The organism is Robiginitalea marina (assembly GCF_024006985.1).
Taxonomy (GTDB): domain Bacteria; phylum Bacteroidota; class Bacteroidia; order Flavobacteriales; family Flavobacteriaceae; genus Robiginitalea; species Robiginitalea marina.
Map to the genome: position 1 here is coordinate 147,299 of NZ_JAMXIB010000006.1, position 16,033 is coordinate 163,331.

Genomic DNA, 16,033 nt, shown 5'->3' on the forward strand with positions numbered 1-16,033 from the left:
CCAAAACCGGGGCCACTACTCTGCCATCAACAGCCGCATCAATTCTTCCGCGGCCACCTGCCCTTTGAGTTTTAAGAAATCCCGCGGGGTATCGTCGCCCAGCTCAAACACTATGGCCGGCATGTTATGGTTTACGAAGAAATAGGTGCGGGAAACCATGGTGGGCTCCAGTTCAACGGACGCACTGATGTTGGTTTTTTTCTGGGGCAACCGCGCGCTGATGGCGTGGATCCAGTCATATACGATTTTCCCTTTGGGCCCGGCCACCACCGTATCCAGGGGGTAATAGATGTCGTCCCAGGTGGAATGGAAATCCACCCCAAAGACAAAGTCGTAGTCGGCATCTTTTGTCCTGAGAAAATCGCGGACGCTGCGGGTTTCCGGCTGGTTGAAATTTTGCCAGTCGCGGTTCAGGTCAATCCCCCCCATATTGTGCCGCCAGTGCCCGTTGTCGACCCCGTCGGGGTTCATGAGCGGCACTACGAAAAGCGTGTGCTCCTTCCTGAATTCCCGGGCCTGGTCCGAATCGCCTGCCAGGGTTTCGATGAATGATTTCATGGCCAGGAACCCTGTAACCTCTGGCGGATGCTGCCGGGCGATCACCATCAGCGCTTTTTTGGCATCTCCGTTTTCCTTTACTTCCATTAGGTGGATGGGCCTGTTTTCTTTCGTACGGCCAATCGGGTAATTGGTGACGAAGGGCTTTTGGCTCAGGGAATCCACCCACGATTTCACCCGTGTGGACGGATAGAGCTCCTGGGCGGCCACAATGGTCGGCGTTTCACTAACCTGAAGGGTGATTTCGGCAAATTCCGGGGCCGCTTTGATCCCAAATTCGCCCTCCCCCGGATTAATGACTTTAAACTGAAGGCTGTCCAGGGGTTTGAACGCCACCCCGTCGGTGCTGATTTTGGGGTAATACCGGCTGCGGGAGTTCTGATAGCTCAGCCGTATGGTGATTTCCCCGGGCGCGGTAGTCCATACTTTAAAGGCGTACCACGGACTGACGTTGATGGGCGTGTTTTCCGCGGTAATCCAGACGGTGTAATGGTCGTCGCCGTCATACGCCACCCCGTTGAGGCGTCCGCCGTCAAAATCATTGGTAAAAAAAGTGGTGCTGTCGTTAAAGGCCCAAATCCCCTTCCACTGCCTCTGCACGGGACGGTCCACGGTGGGGACCACAGCGTTTCGGCCCTGCCCCTGGTATCCGGAGGGTGCGGTTTCGCGGGCTTCCGCAGCCGCCTTCTCCGCGTTTTTGCACGACCCCAGCACGATGGCCACCAGGGCCATCGCCATTCCCAAATACCGTTTTCCCATGGTGTATTGTGTTTTTGCCAACAAGCCCCTAAAATAAGAACAATGGGCGGACCCTGAAACTAAAACCTTGTGAGGCGGGAATAAAGAACACTTTCCAGGGGTCGGGAGCGTAAAAAAGCCGTATGCCTGTTTTTTGCAGGGGGGGTGGATATCTTGAACCCGGGTGGGAGGGTGGGGGTCCTGGCCCCGGGAACGGCCGCCTCCTTTAAACAAACCCTTTCCCTTCCTCAAAATACCCCCTGAACAACCGCAGGTACTCAGACACCATTTTCAACTCCACCTGGCGGGAAGCACCGGAAACCAACCCTTTCTGAAGTTGCAGGGCATGCACCTTAAGCCGCACATTCGCCCGGTATAGCTTGTAAAACAGGAACAATTGCCGGTCCGTTGCATCCCTGATGCACCGGGTCCTTTCCTGATACCGTTCCATAAAGGCATCGGCAAGGTCGGCCCTTCCAAAGCGCTCCAGGTCCATGCATAAAAAGCCCACCTCGCTGAGCACATCCAGGGTCCGAAACGCCTCGTTGAATTCGATACAATCAAAAATCACCGGGGGGTTAAGCAGGAAAATATTGCGGCTGTGCAGGTCGCCATGCCCCTCCACCACAAAGCCCGCGGCCTTGCGCTCTTCGATCCGCCCGGAGATCCCTTTCAGAAACGTCCGCACCCATGCGTTAATCTCCGTGACCAAATGGCCCGTTTCCTTCCCGAACCGGTGCCCCAGCCATTCACTCACCGTTGAAATATCTTCAAATTCCGCATACAATTCCTCCCAGGTCTCGGCTTCCCGCACCTTCCTGGCCCGGCTGTGAAAATCGGCCAGGATATCGGCCAGATCCCTTACTTCTGCCTGCCCTACCCCTCCTGCCTCCAACAGTACATCCATTTGCCTCCCCTCATCCATGCGCTTCATCCATACGGCATAATCCACCAGGGTCCCTTCCCCTTCCCCGATCCGGATCGTTCCCTCCTGCTCCTTTAGGGGCAGGACCCCCCGGTACATCCCCGGAGCCAGGCGGCGGTTCAGGATCACTTCCAGGCCGCAATAGTGCTCCCTTTTCTCCAGGGTAGAAAAATCGAGGAAACTGAACCGGAGCGGCTTTTTTATTTTGTACACATCCCGGTCGGCCAAAAGGACCCAGGATATGTGCGTCTCCACCAACCGGATTGTTTGTGTCGGATAGGGAACGGCCTTTTCCCTGACCATCCGGGTGATCTGCTCCTGGTTCATTGATTCAGGTATTTGAGGCTTTTGGCGAGCATTTCTTCCATGCCATCCCGGTCGGAATATACCCGGAGGAATGGCTCCGTGAGCGGCTCGAAGGCTGTTTTCACCTTTTGGTACACCCCAAAATCGGCCTCGCTATACGGGCGGGGGGTCGACATGCGGTCCCTTACGGTTTCTTCCCCGGCACAGACTTCGATCCATTTTGCAAGTACCCCATACTCGTGTGCAAGTGCCTGGAAAGGCTCCCGCACGGCTTTCAGGTAAAAGGTGCCGTCCAGCACCATCCCCCTGCCCTGCTGCAGGGCTGCCCGGGTCTTTTCCAGTAATTGGCTGTATATAAAGGCTTTGTCGCTTGTCTCATACTGCCGGCGCTTCCCCAGTTCGCTGCGGATCCGGTCCGTATTGAGGTGTTCGAGCCCTAGCCGGGCCGATAAGGCCGTGGCAAAAGTGGTCTTGCCCGTGCCGGGCAGGCCAAAAACCAGGATCAACTTGGGGGTGGCAGAAGGCATACAAGGGGCTAATGACACCTGAAGCTATGAAATTTTGAGGAAAGCCAAACTGGCAAACCACAAAAACCAGCGCCTTCACAACACGCTTTAGGATCATACCACCGCACTGATGTAGTTTTAGAAAAAAATCTGGTTATCCGGATGCGATTAAAACCCCCCATTCCCCTAAAGATTTCCCTGAAGGGTTTTTTCACCGTTGTGCTCTTCGCGTTAACGGCCACATTCCTCCATGGCCAGCAGGCCGGGGATTACCGGTCCGCAGGTACAGGGAACTGGACCAATGCCGGGGTTTGGGAAGTCTTCAACGGAACGGCCTGGGTGGCCGCAACCACCTATCCGGGGCAACTCCCGGGAACCAATGACGTCCTGATCCGGGGGGGGAATACCATCCGCCTGGGCAGCACCATCCCCAGCGGCATCCAGGCCCTTCGGGTAGGCGATGGCGTCGGGGGTACCGATACGCTGGAGGTGAACAACAATGCATTTTTGAACACCCCCCTGATCGACCTGCAAACCGGGGGTTTTGCCATCTGGACCAGCAATGTCACCCTCACCCTGCCCGAAGGGTCGGCCTTTGTGGTTTCCGGGGGTACCCTCGACGACGGGAACCCCTGTAGCGCAGCAAAAAGGCTGGTCATCGGGTCCCGGATTTATTCTACCTGCAACGGCGGGGCCGGGGCAGATTACAGCTTTCAGGAATTGAATGATTTGGGCGGCTCCCTGGCCGTAAGCCCGACTTCCAACAGCCCGGTCTGTGAAGGCACAAACCTTACCCTCTTTGCCAATCCCTCCGGGGCCGGTTCCGCTGGAGCCACCTTTAACTGGACGGGGACCGGACCGGGGGGATACACCTTTTCCTCTGCCCTTGAAAACCCTGTTCTTGCCGGCCTGGCTGCCGGAAACTATACTTTTTCCATTACCATTACCGACGGTTCCGGGTTTACCTCTTCCAGCAGCACGGCTGCCGAAGTCCTTGCCGGGGTGGTAATTTCCGCCCAGCCCACAGACCAGGCAGCCGCGCCCGGGGCTTCGGTTACCTTTGAGGTTACCGGCAGCGGGGTGGGGGCCTACCAATGGGAAATAAGTGTCGATGGGGGCCTGAATTTCTCTCCATTGACCGATGGCGCCAAATACAACGGCAGCCAAACCGCCCAACTGCAGGTCAACAACCTGCAGACTTCGGAGCATGGAAGCCTGTTCCGGGTATCCCTGGAACCGGCCACCCCGGGTTGTCCGACACTGCTCTCGCAGCCCGCTTTACTCGAGGTCTCCCCTGCAACCGTACTCTCCAACCGCAGGATCACCTTCCGCGTAACACAGTAACCATTTTGACGGTTGATGCAGAACAAGCAATCCCCTGGAGGCAAACCTCCAGGGGTAAGTATGACGTGCCTCCCTGCAGAGGGCTTTAAATTTCAGGCTCGATCCCGGCGGCGGAGAACACCCGGTAGATAAACCGGATTTCCTTTTCATCTACCTGTCCATCGGCATTGGCCGCTTCGGTCATCAGGCGGACCAGGGCCTGTTGTTTGTCCGGCGGCATGGCCCGCAGTACGGCCAGGGCTTCAGGGGCTTCGGTGTCCCGGGCTTCATAGACCAACTCCAGGTCGAAGTCCAGCGACTGCGCGAGTTGTTCCATATAACTCAACTCCCCCGGCCGGAGTTCCTCATCGAGCTGTATCACCTCGTCAATGGCCTTGATAACGGCCAACTTTTCGATCAGGTTGAATTTCATAGGTGTGGTTTGCATGGTTCGTTCCTCATCCCATACCCCAGGGTCATGCCCGGGGAATGGGTTCCTGTCCTAAAAATAGGAATTGTACGCCAGATTGCGGGACCCTGAAGCCTGTAAACCACAGAAAAATTCAGGGGCCATGAAAACGCGGGCCGGAAGCCCGACGATCGATTGACCCGGGCGGTTTTAACAGCCCCCGGATTAAAGGCTCCCGGTGGACTGGAGCCAAATAAATACGGACAGGAAGAAAAACAGCAAGGCCGGCATGGATTTCATCAGGGGGTCCCCGACGCGCAGGTGCATCCAGATGGCCCCGGCCATCAGGAAACCCATGGCCGCCGCCGAAGGAATAGCCACAAAAGGGATCCAAATGGAAACCAGCAGCCCGATGGCCGCCAGCACTTTCAGCGCCCCCACCATATACAGCATGGCCTCCGAAAGGCCATAGGCTTCAAATTCCTCCCGCATATTGCGCGCCTGCCCGCCCCTGTAGGGTGTGGGCCGGGAAAAGCGGAGGAACCATACATTGGCAATGGTGAGGAAGATGATGATTTTGGCAGCTAATACAAGATATCCCAAGTGATCTGTTTTCCCGGAATATACAAAAAACCCTGTGCAGGGCGGGACGTTCCTGTGAAAAATCGACCTGCTCCCTTACCTTTATGAAAAAAACGATGGCTGACGCCCGAAATGTCCTTGGCGGACCCCTGCTTCCCTGTTGCTTTGAACCCCTGACCGGATTCTACCGCGACGGGTTTTGCCGCACCGGCCCTTCGGATACGGGAACCCACGTGGTTTGTGCTGTCATGACCGGCGAATTCTTAACCTTCACCCGCTCCAGGGGGAATGACCTGACCACCCCCCTCCCTTATTTCGGCTTTCCGGGCCTGCAGCCCGGAGACCGATGGTGCCTTTGCGCTTCCCGCTGGAAAGAAGCCTTCCAGGCGGGTGCGGCCCCGCCCGTAATCCTGGAGGCGACCCATGAGAAGGTACTCGACCTGTTGCCTTTTGAGTGGTTGCTGGAGCATAAATACACGGAGGAAGAGACCCCCTGACCGCCCGGGGCTTACAACTTGACCCCAAAGGCGAGGTCGCCGGCATCCCCAAGGCCGGGGATGATATACCCTTTGGCACTCAGGGTGTCGTCAATGGCAGCGATCCAGAGATGGGTCGATTCCGGAAACACCTTTTGCACGTGGGCCACCCCCTTCCTTGACCCGATCACGGAAAGGATGTGGATCCGGGCAGGCTCCCCATGGGCCCGCAGGGCGCCCAGCACGTTTTCCAGGGTGGTCCCGGTGGCCAGCATCGGATCCGTCAAAATCAGGGTTTTTCCTTCCAGGGAAGGGGCAGCAAAGTATTTGACCACCACTTCGAAGGCATCGCCGCCCCCGGGATGGTGCCGGTAGGCAGAGATAAACGCGTTTTCGGCCCGGTCGAAGTAATTCAGCAGCCCCTGGTGCAGGGGCAGGCCGGCCCTGAGCACGGAACAAAGCACAAGGGGGGTTACAGGTACCGGCATGGTGGTGGTCCCCAGGGGGGTCCGGATGGTGCGGGTTTCATATTCCAGGGTCTGGCTGAGCTCATAGCACAGGATTTCGCCCACCCGCTCAATGTTCCTCCTGAACCGCATGGGGTCTGCCTGGATGTCGACATCCCGGAGCTCTGCAATAAATTGGTTCAGGATAGTGTTGCGCTCCCCCAGGTAATGAACATGCATAATTCCGAATTTAGTTCAGGTCGCCCGCGACAGGCAAAGCCCATGCTCGGGACAAATCCCAAAAAGTCCTTCAATAGGGAGGACCCACAGGGCCTGTACAGGGTTCAGGGATGGTCCATATCGATCCCGATCCGGTTGAAGATCCGGTAGATGGCCCTTAGTTCATCTTCGCCTACCCGGCCATCTGCATTGGCGGCTTCATTCAGCATAATGGCCAGGGCATTTTTCTTCTCCTGCCCCATGGAAGAAAGGATGGCGAGCGCTTCCTCCAGTTCCACCTCCCGGGATTCCCGGTACAGTGCCGCGTCGAACTTCACCACCTTGGATAACTGGGAAACAAAAACAGCCTCCCCTTCGTAAATCTGGTCATCGGCCCGGATGACCTGATCAATAGCCTTGAGAATGCCCAGTTTTTCTGCTAAATTGAATTCCACCTTTTCGGATTTAGAGGTTCGACCCCTTTGACGGGGTTCTGGCAGCAGCCTTCCAAAGGCCGCCTATAATTTGTCAAAATCCACGCCGGCTTCGTGGAAAATCCGGTAAATGGTCCTCAATTCACCCTCCTGTACCTTCCCATCGGCATTGGCCGCCTGGTTCAGGAAGGTGGCGAGGGTATCTTTCTTTTTTGGGGACATGGCTTTAAGGATCGCCATGGCTTCCTGAAATTCGATGGCACGGGCCTGGTCGAAGAGGGCCCTGTCAAACGAAATCGCCCTGGAAAGCTGGGCAATGAACAGGGATTCTTCGTCATATACGCGATCATCTACGCGGATTACCTCGTCGATCGCCTTAAGGATTCCTAATTTTTCTGCCAGGTTAAATTCCATTGCTACAGGGGCAACTCCTTTTTTTTAAGGCCCTTGGCGCCGGCGTTATTACTGCCCCGGCTTCCTTCGGAATTACCCACCCTATATTACTTAAAAAAAATAAGGCAAACAAGGTTCGGCCCGCGTAATTCGCGAAGAACTCAAAAGACGCCTGCGCGGTGCCAGCCCGGTTTTTGTACCTTGTCCCCGGAACGTATTTGCCATGGAAACCGATAATGCAGCCGCCGTGCATGTAGCCGCGCCGGGCCGGATTAACCTGATCGGGGAACACACCGACTATAACGACGGGTTCGTGCTCCCGGCGGCCACCGGGTTGCACATGCAGTTCCGCCTTCAGGCAAACGGTTCCCCTGGGCAGTGCCGGTGCTTCAGCGAAACCCTTCAGGAAGGGGTTTCGGTGGACCTTGGGGACCTGCAGGCCCGAAAGGGAAGCTGGGCCAATTATGCGATCGGGGTACTCCATGGCCTGTCTGGACGCACCGGGGGGCTAAAAGGCTTTGATGCCCGGTTTTCGTCCACCCTGCCCGCCGGGGCGGGCTTGAGTTCCTCCGCAGCGCTGGAGTGCGGCCTGGCCTTTGGCCTGAACGCCCTTTTTGGGTTGGGGCTGGAACCCGCCGAACTCATTGCGCTCTGCCAGGAGGCCGAACACGAGTTTGCCGGTACCCGCTGCGGGATCATGGACCAGTTCGCGGCCACCATGGGTAAAAAGAACCATTTCATCCTGCTCGACTGCCGTTCCCTGGAACACCGCTACATCCCTTCCCGGCTGGGGGCTTACCGGCTTTTGCTGGTCAACAGCCGGGTCACCCATTCCCTGGCCGGCAGCGCGTACAACCAGCGACGCAGGGAATGCGAAGAAGGGGTAAGGTGGCTGCAGGGTCGTTTTTCGGGGATCCGCTCCCTGAGGGATGCCGGCATGGAGCAGGTGGAAAGCTTTAAGGGGGAAATGCCAGAGCGCCTGTGGAACCGGTGCCGGTATGTGGTCGAAGAAAACCTCCGGGTACTGGAGGCTGCAGACGCCCTTTTGGCGTCAGACCCGGAAAAACTGGGGGGGCTCCTCTCGGCCTCCCACGAAGGATTGCGGCACCTGTACGAGGTGAGCTGCCCGGAATTGGATTTCCTGGCCGATACCGCCCTTTCGCTCCCGGGGGTGCTGGGGGCCCGGATGATGGGGGGTGGTTTTGGGGGCTGCACCCTGAACCTGGTGCATGAAGACGCCCTGGAAGCGGTAGGGGAAGAGTTGAAAAAGGCTTACAAAAAGGGCTTTGGCAGGGATGCAGACCCTTTTGAGGTCACCCCCGGCGACGGGGTACGGCTGCTCCCCTGACCCGCCTGCAAAAGCCGGGTACCCGTTTTCACCTCCGCATAACGAGGGTCGGGCACATAGTCCTGTTTTTCCATCTTCACCACCTCAAGGCTCAAAAACCCGAACTCACTCACCACCTTTCCATACATGCGGTAGATGCCCCTGCCCCTGAAAGGATACCGGGCCGCCACCGGGGGGAAATGGACCGTGTCAAAAACCTTCCCGTCCTGGTCGGTAAAAGTCGCAAAATGCATGCGCTGCCCCTTATGGGTCCTGGTATTCTTGGCCGTTACCAGATAGCCGTACAGGTCTATATGCCTTCCCAGGAAAGCAGGAAGGTCGCTGCTGCCATGGCGGTTGGCAGGGGCCCGGGCCAAAAGCTCAAAAGGGCTGTAAAGGCAGAACCCGAGCAGTTCCAGTTGGGTAAAGGCCTCCTCCAGGCGGGTTCCCTGCAAATGGGGGATGGCGTACCGGGTGTGCTGGGGGGGAAAGAGCCGGGGGTGTTCGGTTACTTTTCCCCCCGACAGCAGCAGGTGGGCCTGCCAGAGCAACTGGTGCTTTTCGCCCCCCGTGCTGCGGAAAGCATCGATCCGGACCAGGATGCTGAGTTGCTCCAGGGCAATGGGCACCCGGTCGAGGAAATCCTCCAGGCTGGCAAAGGGGCCCCCGGCTTCGCGTTGCCGCACAATGCGCTGCACCACCCGCGCTTCCAGGTCTTTCAGGTACATCAGCCCGAGGTAGATTTCCTTCCCTTCGATATGGTTCCCGGCCCGGGAATGGTTGATACAGGGCGCATGGATGGTCGCCCCCAGCATCCGCGCCTCGTGGAGGTAATGTTCGGGGCGGTAAAACCCGCCCCCGTTGTTCAGCACCGCCACCATGTACTCCAGGGGGTGGTACGCCTTCAAAAACAGGCTCTGGTAGCTCTCCACGGCATAGGAGGCAGAGTGCCCCTTGGCAAAAGCATACCCCGCAAAGCTGGCCACCTGGTCCCAGATCTCGCGGACCAGGGAATCGGGATACCCCTTCTTGCTGCAGTTGGCCATAAAGGCGGCCCTGACCCGCTCGAATTCATCCCTGGAGCGGAATTTTCCGCTCATCCCCCGCCTGAGGACATCGGCTTCCCCCAGGGTCAGGCCTGCAAAATAGTGGGCGACCTTGATCACGTCTTCCTGGTAGACCATCACCCCATACGTGTCGGGCATAATCTCGCGCAAAACCGGGTGGGCCTGTTTGGCCCGCTCAGGGTCGCGGTGGCGCAGGATGTACTCGCGCATCATCCCGCTTTTGGCCACCCCGGGCCGGATGATGGAACTGGCCGCCACCAGCCCCAGGTAATTATCCACTTCCAGTTTGCACAGCAGCATCCGCATGGCGGGGGATTCCACATAAAAACAACCCATGCACTGGGCCGACCGGACCAGGGCGTTCACCCCGGGGTCTGCCTTGATGCGGGGGATATCGTGGATGTCGAGCCGGCCAAAAGCCACGGGCTGGTTTTCGCGGATGATTTCCAGGGCCTCCTCGATCTTGGCCAGGCCCCGCTGGCCCAGGATGTCGAATTTATACAGCCCCACGTCCTCGGCGATCACCATGTCGAACTGGGTGGTGGGAAACCCCTTGGGGGGCAGGTGGGTAGCCGAAAAATAATGGATGGGCTTCTCGCTGATCAAAATGCCCCCGGCGTGCACGCTCAGGTAATTGGGCATGTCCCTGATCAGTTCCCCGTAACGCACCACCAGGCGGGCCACGTCGTCGAGGCGGGAAGCGGGGTACCTCCCCTCGCACAACTGGTCGATCTCCTCCCCGGGCAGGCCGAAAACCTTTCCCAGTTCCCGGATGATGCCCCGCTGTTTGAAGGTAACATATGTGCCCAGCAGGGCCACGTGCTCAAAGCGTTCGAAGATATACCGGGTAATGGCTTCCCGGTCCTTCCAGGAAAAATCGATGTCGAAATCGGGGGGGTTGGCCCGGTACAGGTTGATGAACCGCTCAAAGTACAGGTCCAGCTCTATCGGGTCCACATCGGTGATGCGCAGCAGGTAAGCCACAAGGCTGTTTGCCCCGCTACCCCTTCCCACGTAGAAAAACCCCCTTCGCCGGGCCTCGCTTACAATATCCCAGTTGATCAGGAAATACGAGACAAACCCCTTTTGTTTGATCAGGTCCAATTCCTTCGCGAGGCGGTCGTACACCCGGGGCCCGGGCTCCCCGTACCGGTACGGCATGCCCTCGCGGCAGAGGCGGTCGAGCAACCGCTCATCCGCTTCCCGGCTCCCGGTATAGGTCTGCAGGTTCTGGGGGCGGCGGTCTTCGGAAAAATCGAAATGGATTTGGCAGTCGTGCATGAGCCGCTCCGTGTTTTCGAGGATAAAGGAAAATTCGGAAAAGGCGGCTGCCAGGTTTTCAAGGGGGTACATCTGGTCTTCCGGACTGGCCTGCTCCGACTGCGGGAGCTTGCTCAACAGGGTGTTGTTGTCTATGGCCCTCAGCAGGCGGTGCGCATTGAAATCCCTCTTGTTGCGAAAGGTTACCGGTTGTAGCACCACCAGCCGGTCGCGCAGTTCAACCAGGCGGCTGAAGGGGAGCCGGCGCAAATCGCGCACGGAAACCCCGATAAATTCGTGGGGGGCAAACTGCGCCATTTCTTCCAGCAATACCTTTTCAAAGGGATAGATGACATAGGCATGGGAAAACGCCGGGGCCCGCACGGGCAGGGGCAATTTCCCGTGCAAATGGTGGGAAAGGAAATGGTTCAGCTCAAAATACCCCTCGTTGTTGCGGGCAATCCCCACAAAACAGGGGTCTATCCCGTTCCGGAAGTCGATGCCCAACAGGGGGCGGATATCAAATTCCCGGGCCCTGCGCACAAAATTCAGCCCGGCAGACGTGGTGTTGATGTCGGTCAGCGCCAGGCGGGTCACCCCGTTTTCCCGGGCGAGCTCGAGCAATTCCACCTCGGAAAACGTCCCGTAGCGGAGGCTGTAGTAGGTGTGGCAGTTCAAATACACAGATTTGGAATTTCTTATTGTTTCCGGTGCGCAAGCACCACAGGGGGCCGCCCGTCAAAAGGGTTGTGCATCCGGCCGATGGTCCGGGCCCCCATGCCGGCAGCCCGGATCACGCTCTTGTCGCCATACCGCTCCCGCATACGGTCCATGGCCGCATACAGGCTCAGGATCTCCTCCCGGTCTTCAAAAAGGTCGATCTGGTAACTGCCGGGGACCAGGTGGCTGAATTGCACCCCTATGAGGCGCACCAGGAGCCGCCTGTCGTATAGCCTCTCGAAGAGGCCCAGCACCTGCGGGATCAGTTTATGGTCTGCACTCGTGTAGGGGATGCGCGCCTGTTTCGAACAGGTGTTGAAGTCGGAATACCGGAGCTTCACCGAAACACAGGCCGTAAGCTTTCCCCCCCGCCTCAGCTGGAAGGCCAGGTTTTCCGTCATGGCGACCAAAATCCCGCGCAGCCGGCGCACATCAATGGTGTCGCGATCGAACGTGCGTTCGGTGGAAATCGATTTGCGTTCGCAAAACGGGACCACCGGCCGGTTGTCGATGCCGTTGGCGCGCTTCCAGATCGTGGTGCCGTTGGCCCCGAGTACCCGTTGCACCACCTCCAGGGGCATCTCCTGCAATGTCCTGATCTGCTTCAGGCCCAGGTTCCGCAACACCTGGTAGGTGCTGTCGCCCACCATGGGGATCTTCCTGATGGAAAGGGGCGCCAGGAACGGTTTTTCGTATCCGGAATCTACCCGGAGCTGGTTATTCGGTTTGGCTTCCCCCGTGGCGACCTTGGAAACCACCTTGTTCACCGAAAGGCCGAAAGAAATGGGCAACCCAGTCTCCCTGATGATCCGTTGGCGTAGCTCCGTGGCGTAGCGGTAACAGCCAAAAAAACGGTCCATGCCGGAGAGGTCGGCATAAAATTCATCGATACTGGCCTTCTCAAAAAGGGGGACCCCTTCCCTGATGATCTCCGTCACCTCATCGGAGTGCCGGCTGTAGGTACCGGCATTGCCGCGGATCACCACGGCCTGCGGACAGAGTTCCCTGGCCATGCGCATGGGCATGCCCGAATGGATCCCATAGCCACGGGTCTCGTAGCTGCAGGCGGCCACTACCCCCCGGTCGCTGAGCCCCCCCACCAGGATGGGCTTGTTGAGCAACCGGCTGTCGAGCTTTCGTTCCACCGAAACGAAAAAAGTATCCAGGTCCAGATGGAGAATCGTCTTTTGCATCTCGCGTTCCATAAAAAAGGAGGGAAGCTAATTTATGGATTATTTCCTTTTTTTTGGATTATTTCCATTTTTAGCTGTGTTAAATTTTGCGGTGGGCCGCAGCTAAAGGAACGGGCGGGGGAATGGATGTTTGGCAGGGGGAGCGGGAATCGGGTATGCTGCAGGGAGGTTGCCGGGCGGGGGGTTAATTTTGTGGGTGGGTGGAAGGGGGCTTTTCCATCTTTCCGGAAAAGAAGCGTCCCTCGTGGCTTACCGCCGCACCTGCTCCAACGCAGGCACATTGCGGACGACCTCCCCCCTGCCATCAAAAAGCAGGAACCGGTACTCCCCTTCCGGAAGCGCAACGGAAAACGCTTCCCCGGGCAGGAGGAGGGCAGAAAACTCCGGGATATCCCCCAGGTAACCGTAATCGGACAGCCAGCCATCGGTATTGTACAGGGCCAGTTGAAGGGGTTGCCCGCTTGTATTGGAATACCTGAAATCGCCCGGGGGATACCCCCATCCGAGGTTGTTCACCACGTGCAGGTCCACCCGCTGCCACCGGCTGCGCTCAAGGGAATCGGAGGGGACCAGCACGAGTTCGGATCCCATTTCATGGCGGTAATGCGCCAGGTCGGTCTGGGATATGGTGAGCGGGTCGATCCCATACAGGGTTGCAAAATGTTGGGCCATCCGGGATTGCGAATCGCCTGCCCGCTCATAAATATGTTCCAGGCCGGCCAGGACCACTACCCGGGCATCCGGGTCCTTTCCAAGGGTCTTCCGGTAGAGGTTCCGGGCCTGCAGCAGTTCACGGTCCCCTTCCCAGGCATCATAGGAGACAAATTCAAAACCCAGGGCCTGCGCGGTGCGGAGCAGCCGGTAAAAATGCTGTTCCCGGGTATAAAACCCGCTCCTCAGGTCCGGGACGGCCCCGGCATTCAGGAGTGAATCCCCCAACAGGGCTTCCAGGGCCAGGTATTGAAATCCCTGCTTTTTAAGGCCCGGCAACAGTTCCGTGACCAGGATCCGGTGCCACGGCATGAAGTGATTTTCGTTGAACATGACCACCTGTTGGCCTCCTGTGCGCGACAACAACGCCCCGATCACTTCTTCCCTGCCGGCCAGCCCCCGCTCATGGAGGGCCCGGGTTTCTTCCGGGCGCCGGGGATACCGGGCTTCCCGCTCCCCCAGCACTTTTCGGTGCAAGGCGTTCTCGCCCAGCATGCACAGATAAGTCAGTTCCATCTGTTGCCGGAAATCCTTTTCCAGGTCATCTTTGACAGGGTAGGCTGCGATTTCGGTATACGCCTGCAGGAATTTGGCAGATTCCGAATACCGCAAGACCAGGTCGGCAATGGGGTTTAGTTCCTCCGGGTACCCTTTCCCCACCTGGAGGCTCCGCGTTATCTGCCGGAAATCACTCTCCGGAAAGGGATCCGCACCCAGTCCCCTGCCTGCAAACATAACCCGCCTGCCCCTCAAAACCGTATCCCAAACCCGCGGATAGCCGGAAAGGTCGAGTTTTCGCCTTTTCGGGTTCACCAGCAGGTAGTACTCATAGATGGGCGGCACATCGGTTTTTCCGTAGGCCAGCACACCGTTGAGCCCCTGGCCGGAAAGCAGCGCTTCCAGGGTGTCGCGGCGGGTGGTGTAGTTGACATCCGCAAGGGTGGTGTGATACACCTTTACCTCCCGGTTCACAAAGTGCTTCCGGAAACCCCGTATATATTCGTTCGATTCAAACCCGGGGTGGACCGTACGGGTGGCGCAGGAGGTGGCAAAGAGGCCCAGAAGGCACAGGGCCGGAAGGGAAAACCGGATGTTCACCAGGGGTTTCAACACGAAGCGTCTGTCAGGTTTATGCAACAATACGAATTCAGCCGCGATGGACAAAGACCCCGAAGGTATACTCCTGTACCCCGCCCGATGGCGTTTTATGTACCGTGTTAAAGCCCCGAAGCAATTCAAAACCGGGGCTTGCCGTATCCTGGAGGGCTGAGATGGAATACCGTTGTACAGGCAGGCCGCTGCAGGTGGAAGGGCCGTTCTCCGAAAAGGTCCCTACGATGAAATAGCCCCCCGGGCGGATACCCCTGCGGGCCCGGTCGAGGTATGCCCTGGCCTGGGCCGGATCGGTCAAAAAATGGAAGGCGGCACGGTCGTGCCAGAGGGCATAGGGGCGTTGGGGTTCAAAGTCGAGGATGTCGGAGGCCACCCAGTGGATCCTTTCCGCCTGGCTTCCCAGGCGCGCCTGCGCCCGTTTCAGGGAGGTCCCTGAAATATCGAGCACCGTAATATCGGTGAACCCCTTCCTGAGCAAGTGGTCCGCAAGGTAGCTGTCGCCTCCCCCGACATCGATCAGGGGGGCGCTTTGTGAAAGTCCCAATTGGGAAATCAATTCGAGGGAAATAGCAGGAACCGGCTGGTACCAGCCCACAGTTTCCAGGGGTTTTTCGCGATAAACCCCATCCCAATGCTGCTTTCGGGAGGTTTCCCCTGCCGGCACCATCACTCTTGCGGCGCTACAGGAGGCTCCTGTGGGGCCACTACCACATAATCGTACTGGATCTGCCAGCCTTCCGGGAATTTTTTCCAGAACACCAGGTAATCGCCCACCAGTTGCATGGAAGGGATGGGGCTTTCTGCCTTGGCGGTGAAGGTCTGGACCCCGCGACCCCGCTCCACCGCAAAATCGCCTAAATACTGGAAATCGAGCACTTCCAGTTCCAGGTTCCAATCGCCAAGTGCCGCGGCATCCTTCTGTGCCTGCACCCATGCTTCCCTCCCTTTGATCGGGGGTTGCCCGGAAATCATCTGTACCACATCCGGGGCAAAGTAGGCCCCGGCTTCCTCATATTTCCCCTCCCGTACCAGGATGTTGATCAGTTTATTGGCCTCTTCTATGGCCGCCAGGGCATCTTTATATTCCCTTTCGGCGCGCACGGCCATTTCTTCTTCAGACATTTTGCCATCCCCGCAAGCTCCGGCCATAACCAATGCCAGGGCCCAGAGGACCAGGTGTATCCTTTTTTTCATGGTTCTTGCGTAATGGGTTGATTTCTATGCAACTCCCTTTTTGGGTATCACCCATGAAGATAAGGATTTAGGATGAAACCTGATAAATCAGAGAAGGATTTTCAGGATTGCGGAGGCCTGCCAAACCCCCGGG

At 57.9% G+C, this 16,033-nt stretch carries 16 protein-coding genes; 3 read left to right on the forward strand and 13 right to left on the reverse strand.

Annotated elements, in window-relative coordinates:
• Positions 1-15 precede the first annotated feature (15 nt).
• The 3 genes from NG653_RS09310 to NG653_RS09320 all read right to left on the reverse strand — a co-directional run bounded on the left by NG653_RS09310 (position 16) and on the right by NG653_RS09320 (position 3,054).
• Positions 16-1,317: a M14 family metallopeptidase gene (locus tag NG653_RS09310; RefSeq protein ID WP_252741425.1), complete on the reverse strand. Its 1,302-nt coding sequence runs from the start codon at positions 1,315-1,317 to the stop codon at positions 16-18.
• A gap of 205 nt (positions 1,318-1,522) precedes the next feature.
• Positions 1,523-2,548, reverse strand: coding sequence for a phosphotransferase (locus NG653_RS09315; protein WP_252741426.1), 1,026 nt, complete (start codon positions 2,546-2,548; stop codon positions 1,523-1,525).
• Entirely contained in the window at positions 2,545-3,054 is a 510-nt protein-coding gene (locus NG653_RS09320) for a P-loop nucleotide/nucleoside kinase family protein (protein ID WP_252741427.1), read from the reverse strand. The genes NG653_RS09315 and NG653_RS09320 overlap by 4 nt, the downstream gene beginning before the upstream one ends.
• Before the next feature lie 141 nt (positions 3,055-3,195).
• Here NG653_RS09320 and NG653_RS09325 point away from each other — a divergent pair, with 141 nt between their 5' ends.
• Positions 3,196-4,377: an immunoglobulin domain-containing protein gene (locus tag NG653_RS09325; RefSeq protein WP_252741428.1), complete on the forward strand. Its 1,182-nt coding sequence runs from the start codon at positions 3,196-3,198 to the stop codon at positions 4,375-4,377.
• 85 nt (positions 4,378-4,462) lie between these two features.
• Here NG653_RS09325 and NG653_RS09330 read toward each other — a convergent pair whose 3' ends face one another.
• Both NG653_RS09330 and NG653_RS09335 read right to left on the reverse strand, forming a co-directional pair.
• Positions 4,463-4,789: a DUF533 domain-containing protein gene (locus tag NG653_RS09330; protein ID WP_252741429.1), complete on the reverse strand. Its 327-nt coding sequence runs from the start codon at positions 4,787-4,789 to the stop codon at positions 4,463-4,465.
• A gap of 201 nt (positions 4,790-4,990) precedes the next feature.
• The gene (locus NG653_RS09335; RefSeq protein ID WP_252741430.1) at positions 4,991-5,368 is read right to left on the reverse strand and encodes a DoxX family protein; all 378 of its coding nucleotides are present in this window, start codon (positions 5,366-5,368) and stop codon (positions 4,991-4,993) included.
• A 95-nt stretch (positions 5,369-5,463) separates the two neighbouring features.
• On the opposite strand from NG653_RS09335, the gene NG653_RS09340 reads away from it, so the two are divergent.
• Positions 5,464-5,844, forward strand: a complete 381-nt coding sequence (locus NG653_RS09340; RefSeq protein WP_252741431.1) for a DUF2237 family protein — start codon at positions 5,464-5,466, stop codon at positions 5,842-5,844.
• Between the two features lie 11 nt (positions 5,845-5,855).
• Here NG653_RS09340 and upp read toward each other — a convergent pair whose 3' ends face one another.
• The 3 genes from upp to NG653_RS09355 form a co-directional block, all read right to left on the reverse strand.
• A complete protein-coding gene (gene upp / locus NG653_RS09345; protein ID WP_252741432.1) occupies positions 5,856-6,509 on the reverse strand; it encodes a uracil phosphoribosyltransferase in 654 nt (217 codons plus the stop codon).
• A gap of 104 nt (positions 6,510-6,613) precedes the next feature.
• Positions 6,614-6,943: a TerB family tellurite resistance protein gene (locus NG653_RS09350; protein WP_252741433.1), complete on the reverse strand. Its 330-nt coding sequence runs from the start codon at positions 6,941-6,943 to the stop codon at positions 6,614-6,616.
• Between the two features lie 63 nt (positions 6,944-7,006).
• Complete coding sequence (locus NG653_RS09355) at positions 7,007-7,336, reverse strand: TerB family tellurite resistance protein (protein WP_252741434.1); 330 nt, start codon at positions 7,334-7,336, stop codon at positions 7,007-7,009.
• A 202-nt stretch (positions 7,337-7,538) separates the two neighbouring features.
• Here NG653_RS09355 and galK point away from each other — a divergent pair, with 202 nt between their 5' ends.
• Positions 7,539-8,663 (forward strand): galactokinase, encoded by a 1,125-nt coding sequence (gene galK / locus NG653_RS09360; protein WP_252741435.1) that lies wholly within the window; start codon positions 7,539-7,541, stop codon positions 8,661-8,663.
• Here galK and NG653_RS09365 read toward each other — a convergent pair.
• The 5 genes from NG653_RS09365 to NG653_RS09385 form a co-directional block, all read right to left on the reverse strand.
• Positions 8,588-11,653 carry a DNA polymerase III subunit alpha gene (locus NG653_RS09365; RefSeq protein WP_252741436.1) on the reverse strand — a complete coding sequence of 1,022 codons (3,066 nt, stop codon included), beginning with the start codon at positions 11,651-11,653 and terminating at the stop codon, positions 8,588-8,590. The two genes, galK and NG653_RS09365, sit on opposite strands and share 76 nt — an antisense overlap.
• Before the next feature lie 14 nt (positions 11,654-11,667).
• Positions 11,668-12,882 (reverse strand): DNA polymerase IV, encoded by a 1,215-nt coding sequence (dinB, locus tag NG653_RS09370; protein ID WP_252741505.1) that lies wholly within the window; start codon positions 12,880-12,882, stop codon positions 11,668-11,670.
• 249 nt (positions 12,883-13,131) lie between these two features.
• On the reverse strand, positions 13,132-14,706 hold the full coding sequence (locus NG653_RS09375; RefSeq protein WP_252741437.1) for a hypothetical protein: 1,575 nt from the start codon (positions 14,704-14,706) through the stop codon (positions 13,132-13,134).
• A 34-nt stretch (positions 14,707-14,740) separates the two neighbouring features.
• On the reverse strand, positions 14,741-15,373 hold the full coding sequence (locus tag NG653_RS09380; protein ID WP_252741506.1) for a class I SAM-dependent methyltransferase: 633 nt from the start codon (positions 15,371-15,373) through the stop codon (positions 14,741-14,743).
• Positions 15,373-15,900, reverse strand: coding sequence for a YybH family protein (locus tag NG653_RS09385; RefSeq protein WP_252741438.1), 528 nt, complete (start codon positions 15,898-15,900; stop codon positions 15,373-15,375). The genes NG653_RS09380 and NG653_RS09385 overlap by 1 nt, the downstream gene beginning before the upstream one ends.
• Positions 15,901-16,033 lie beyond the last annotated feature (133 nt).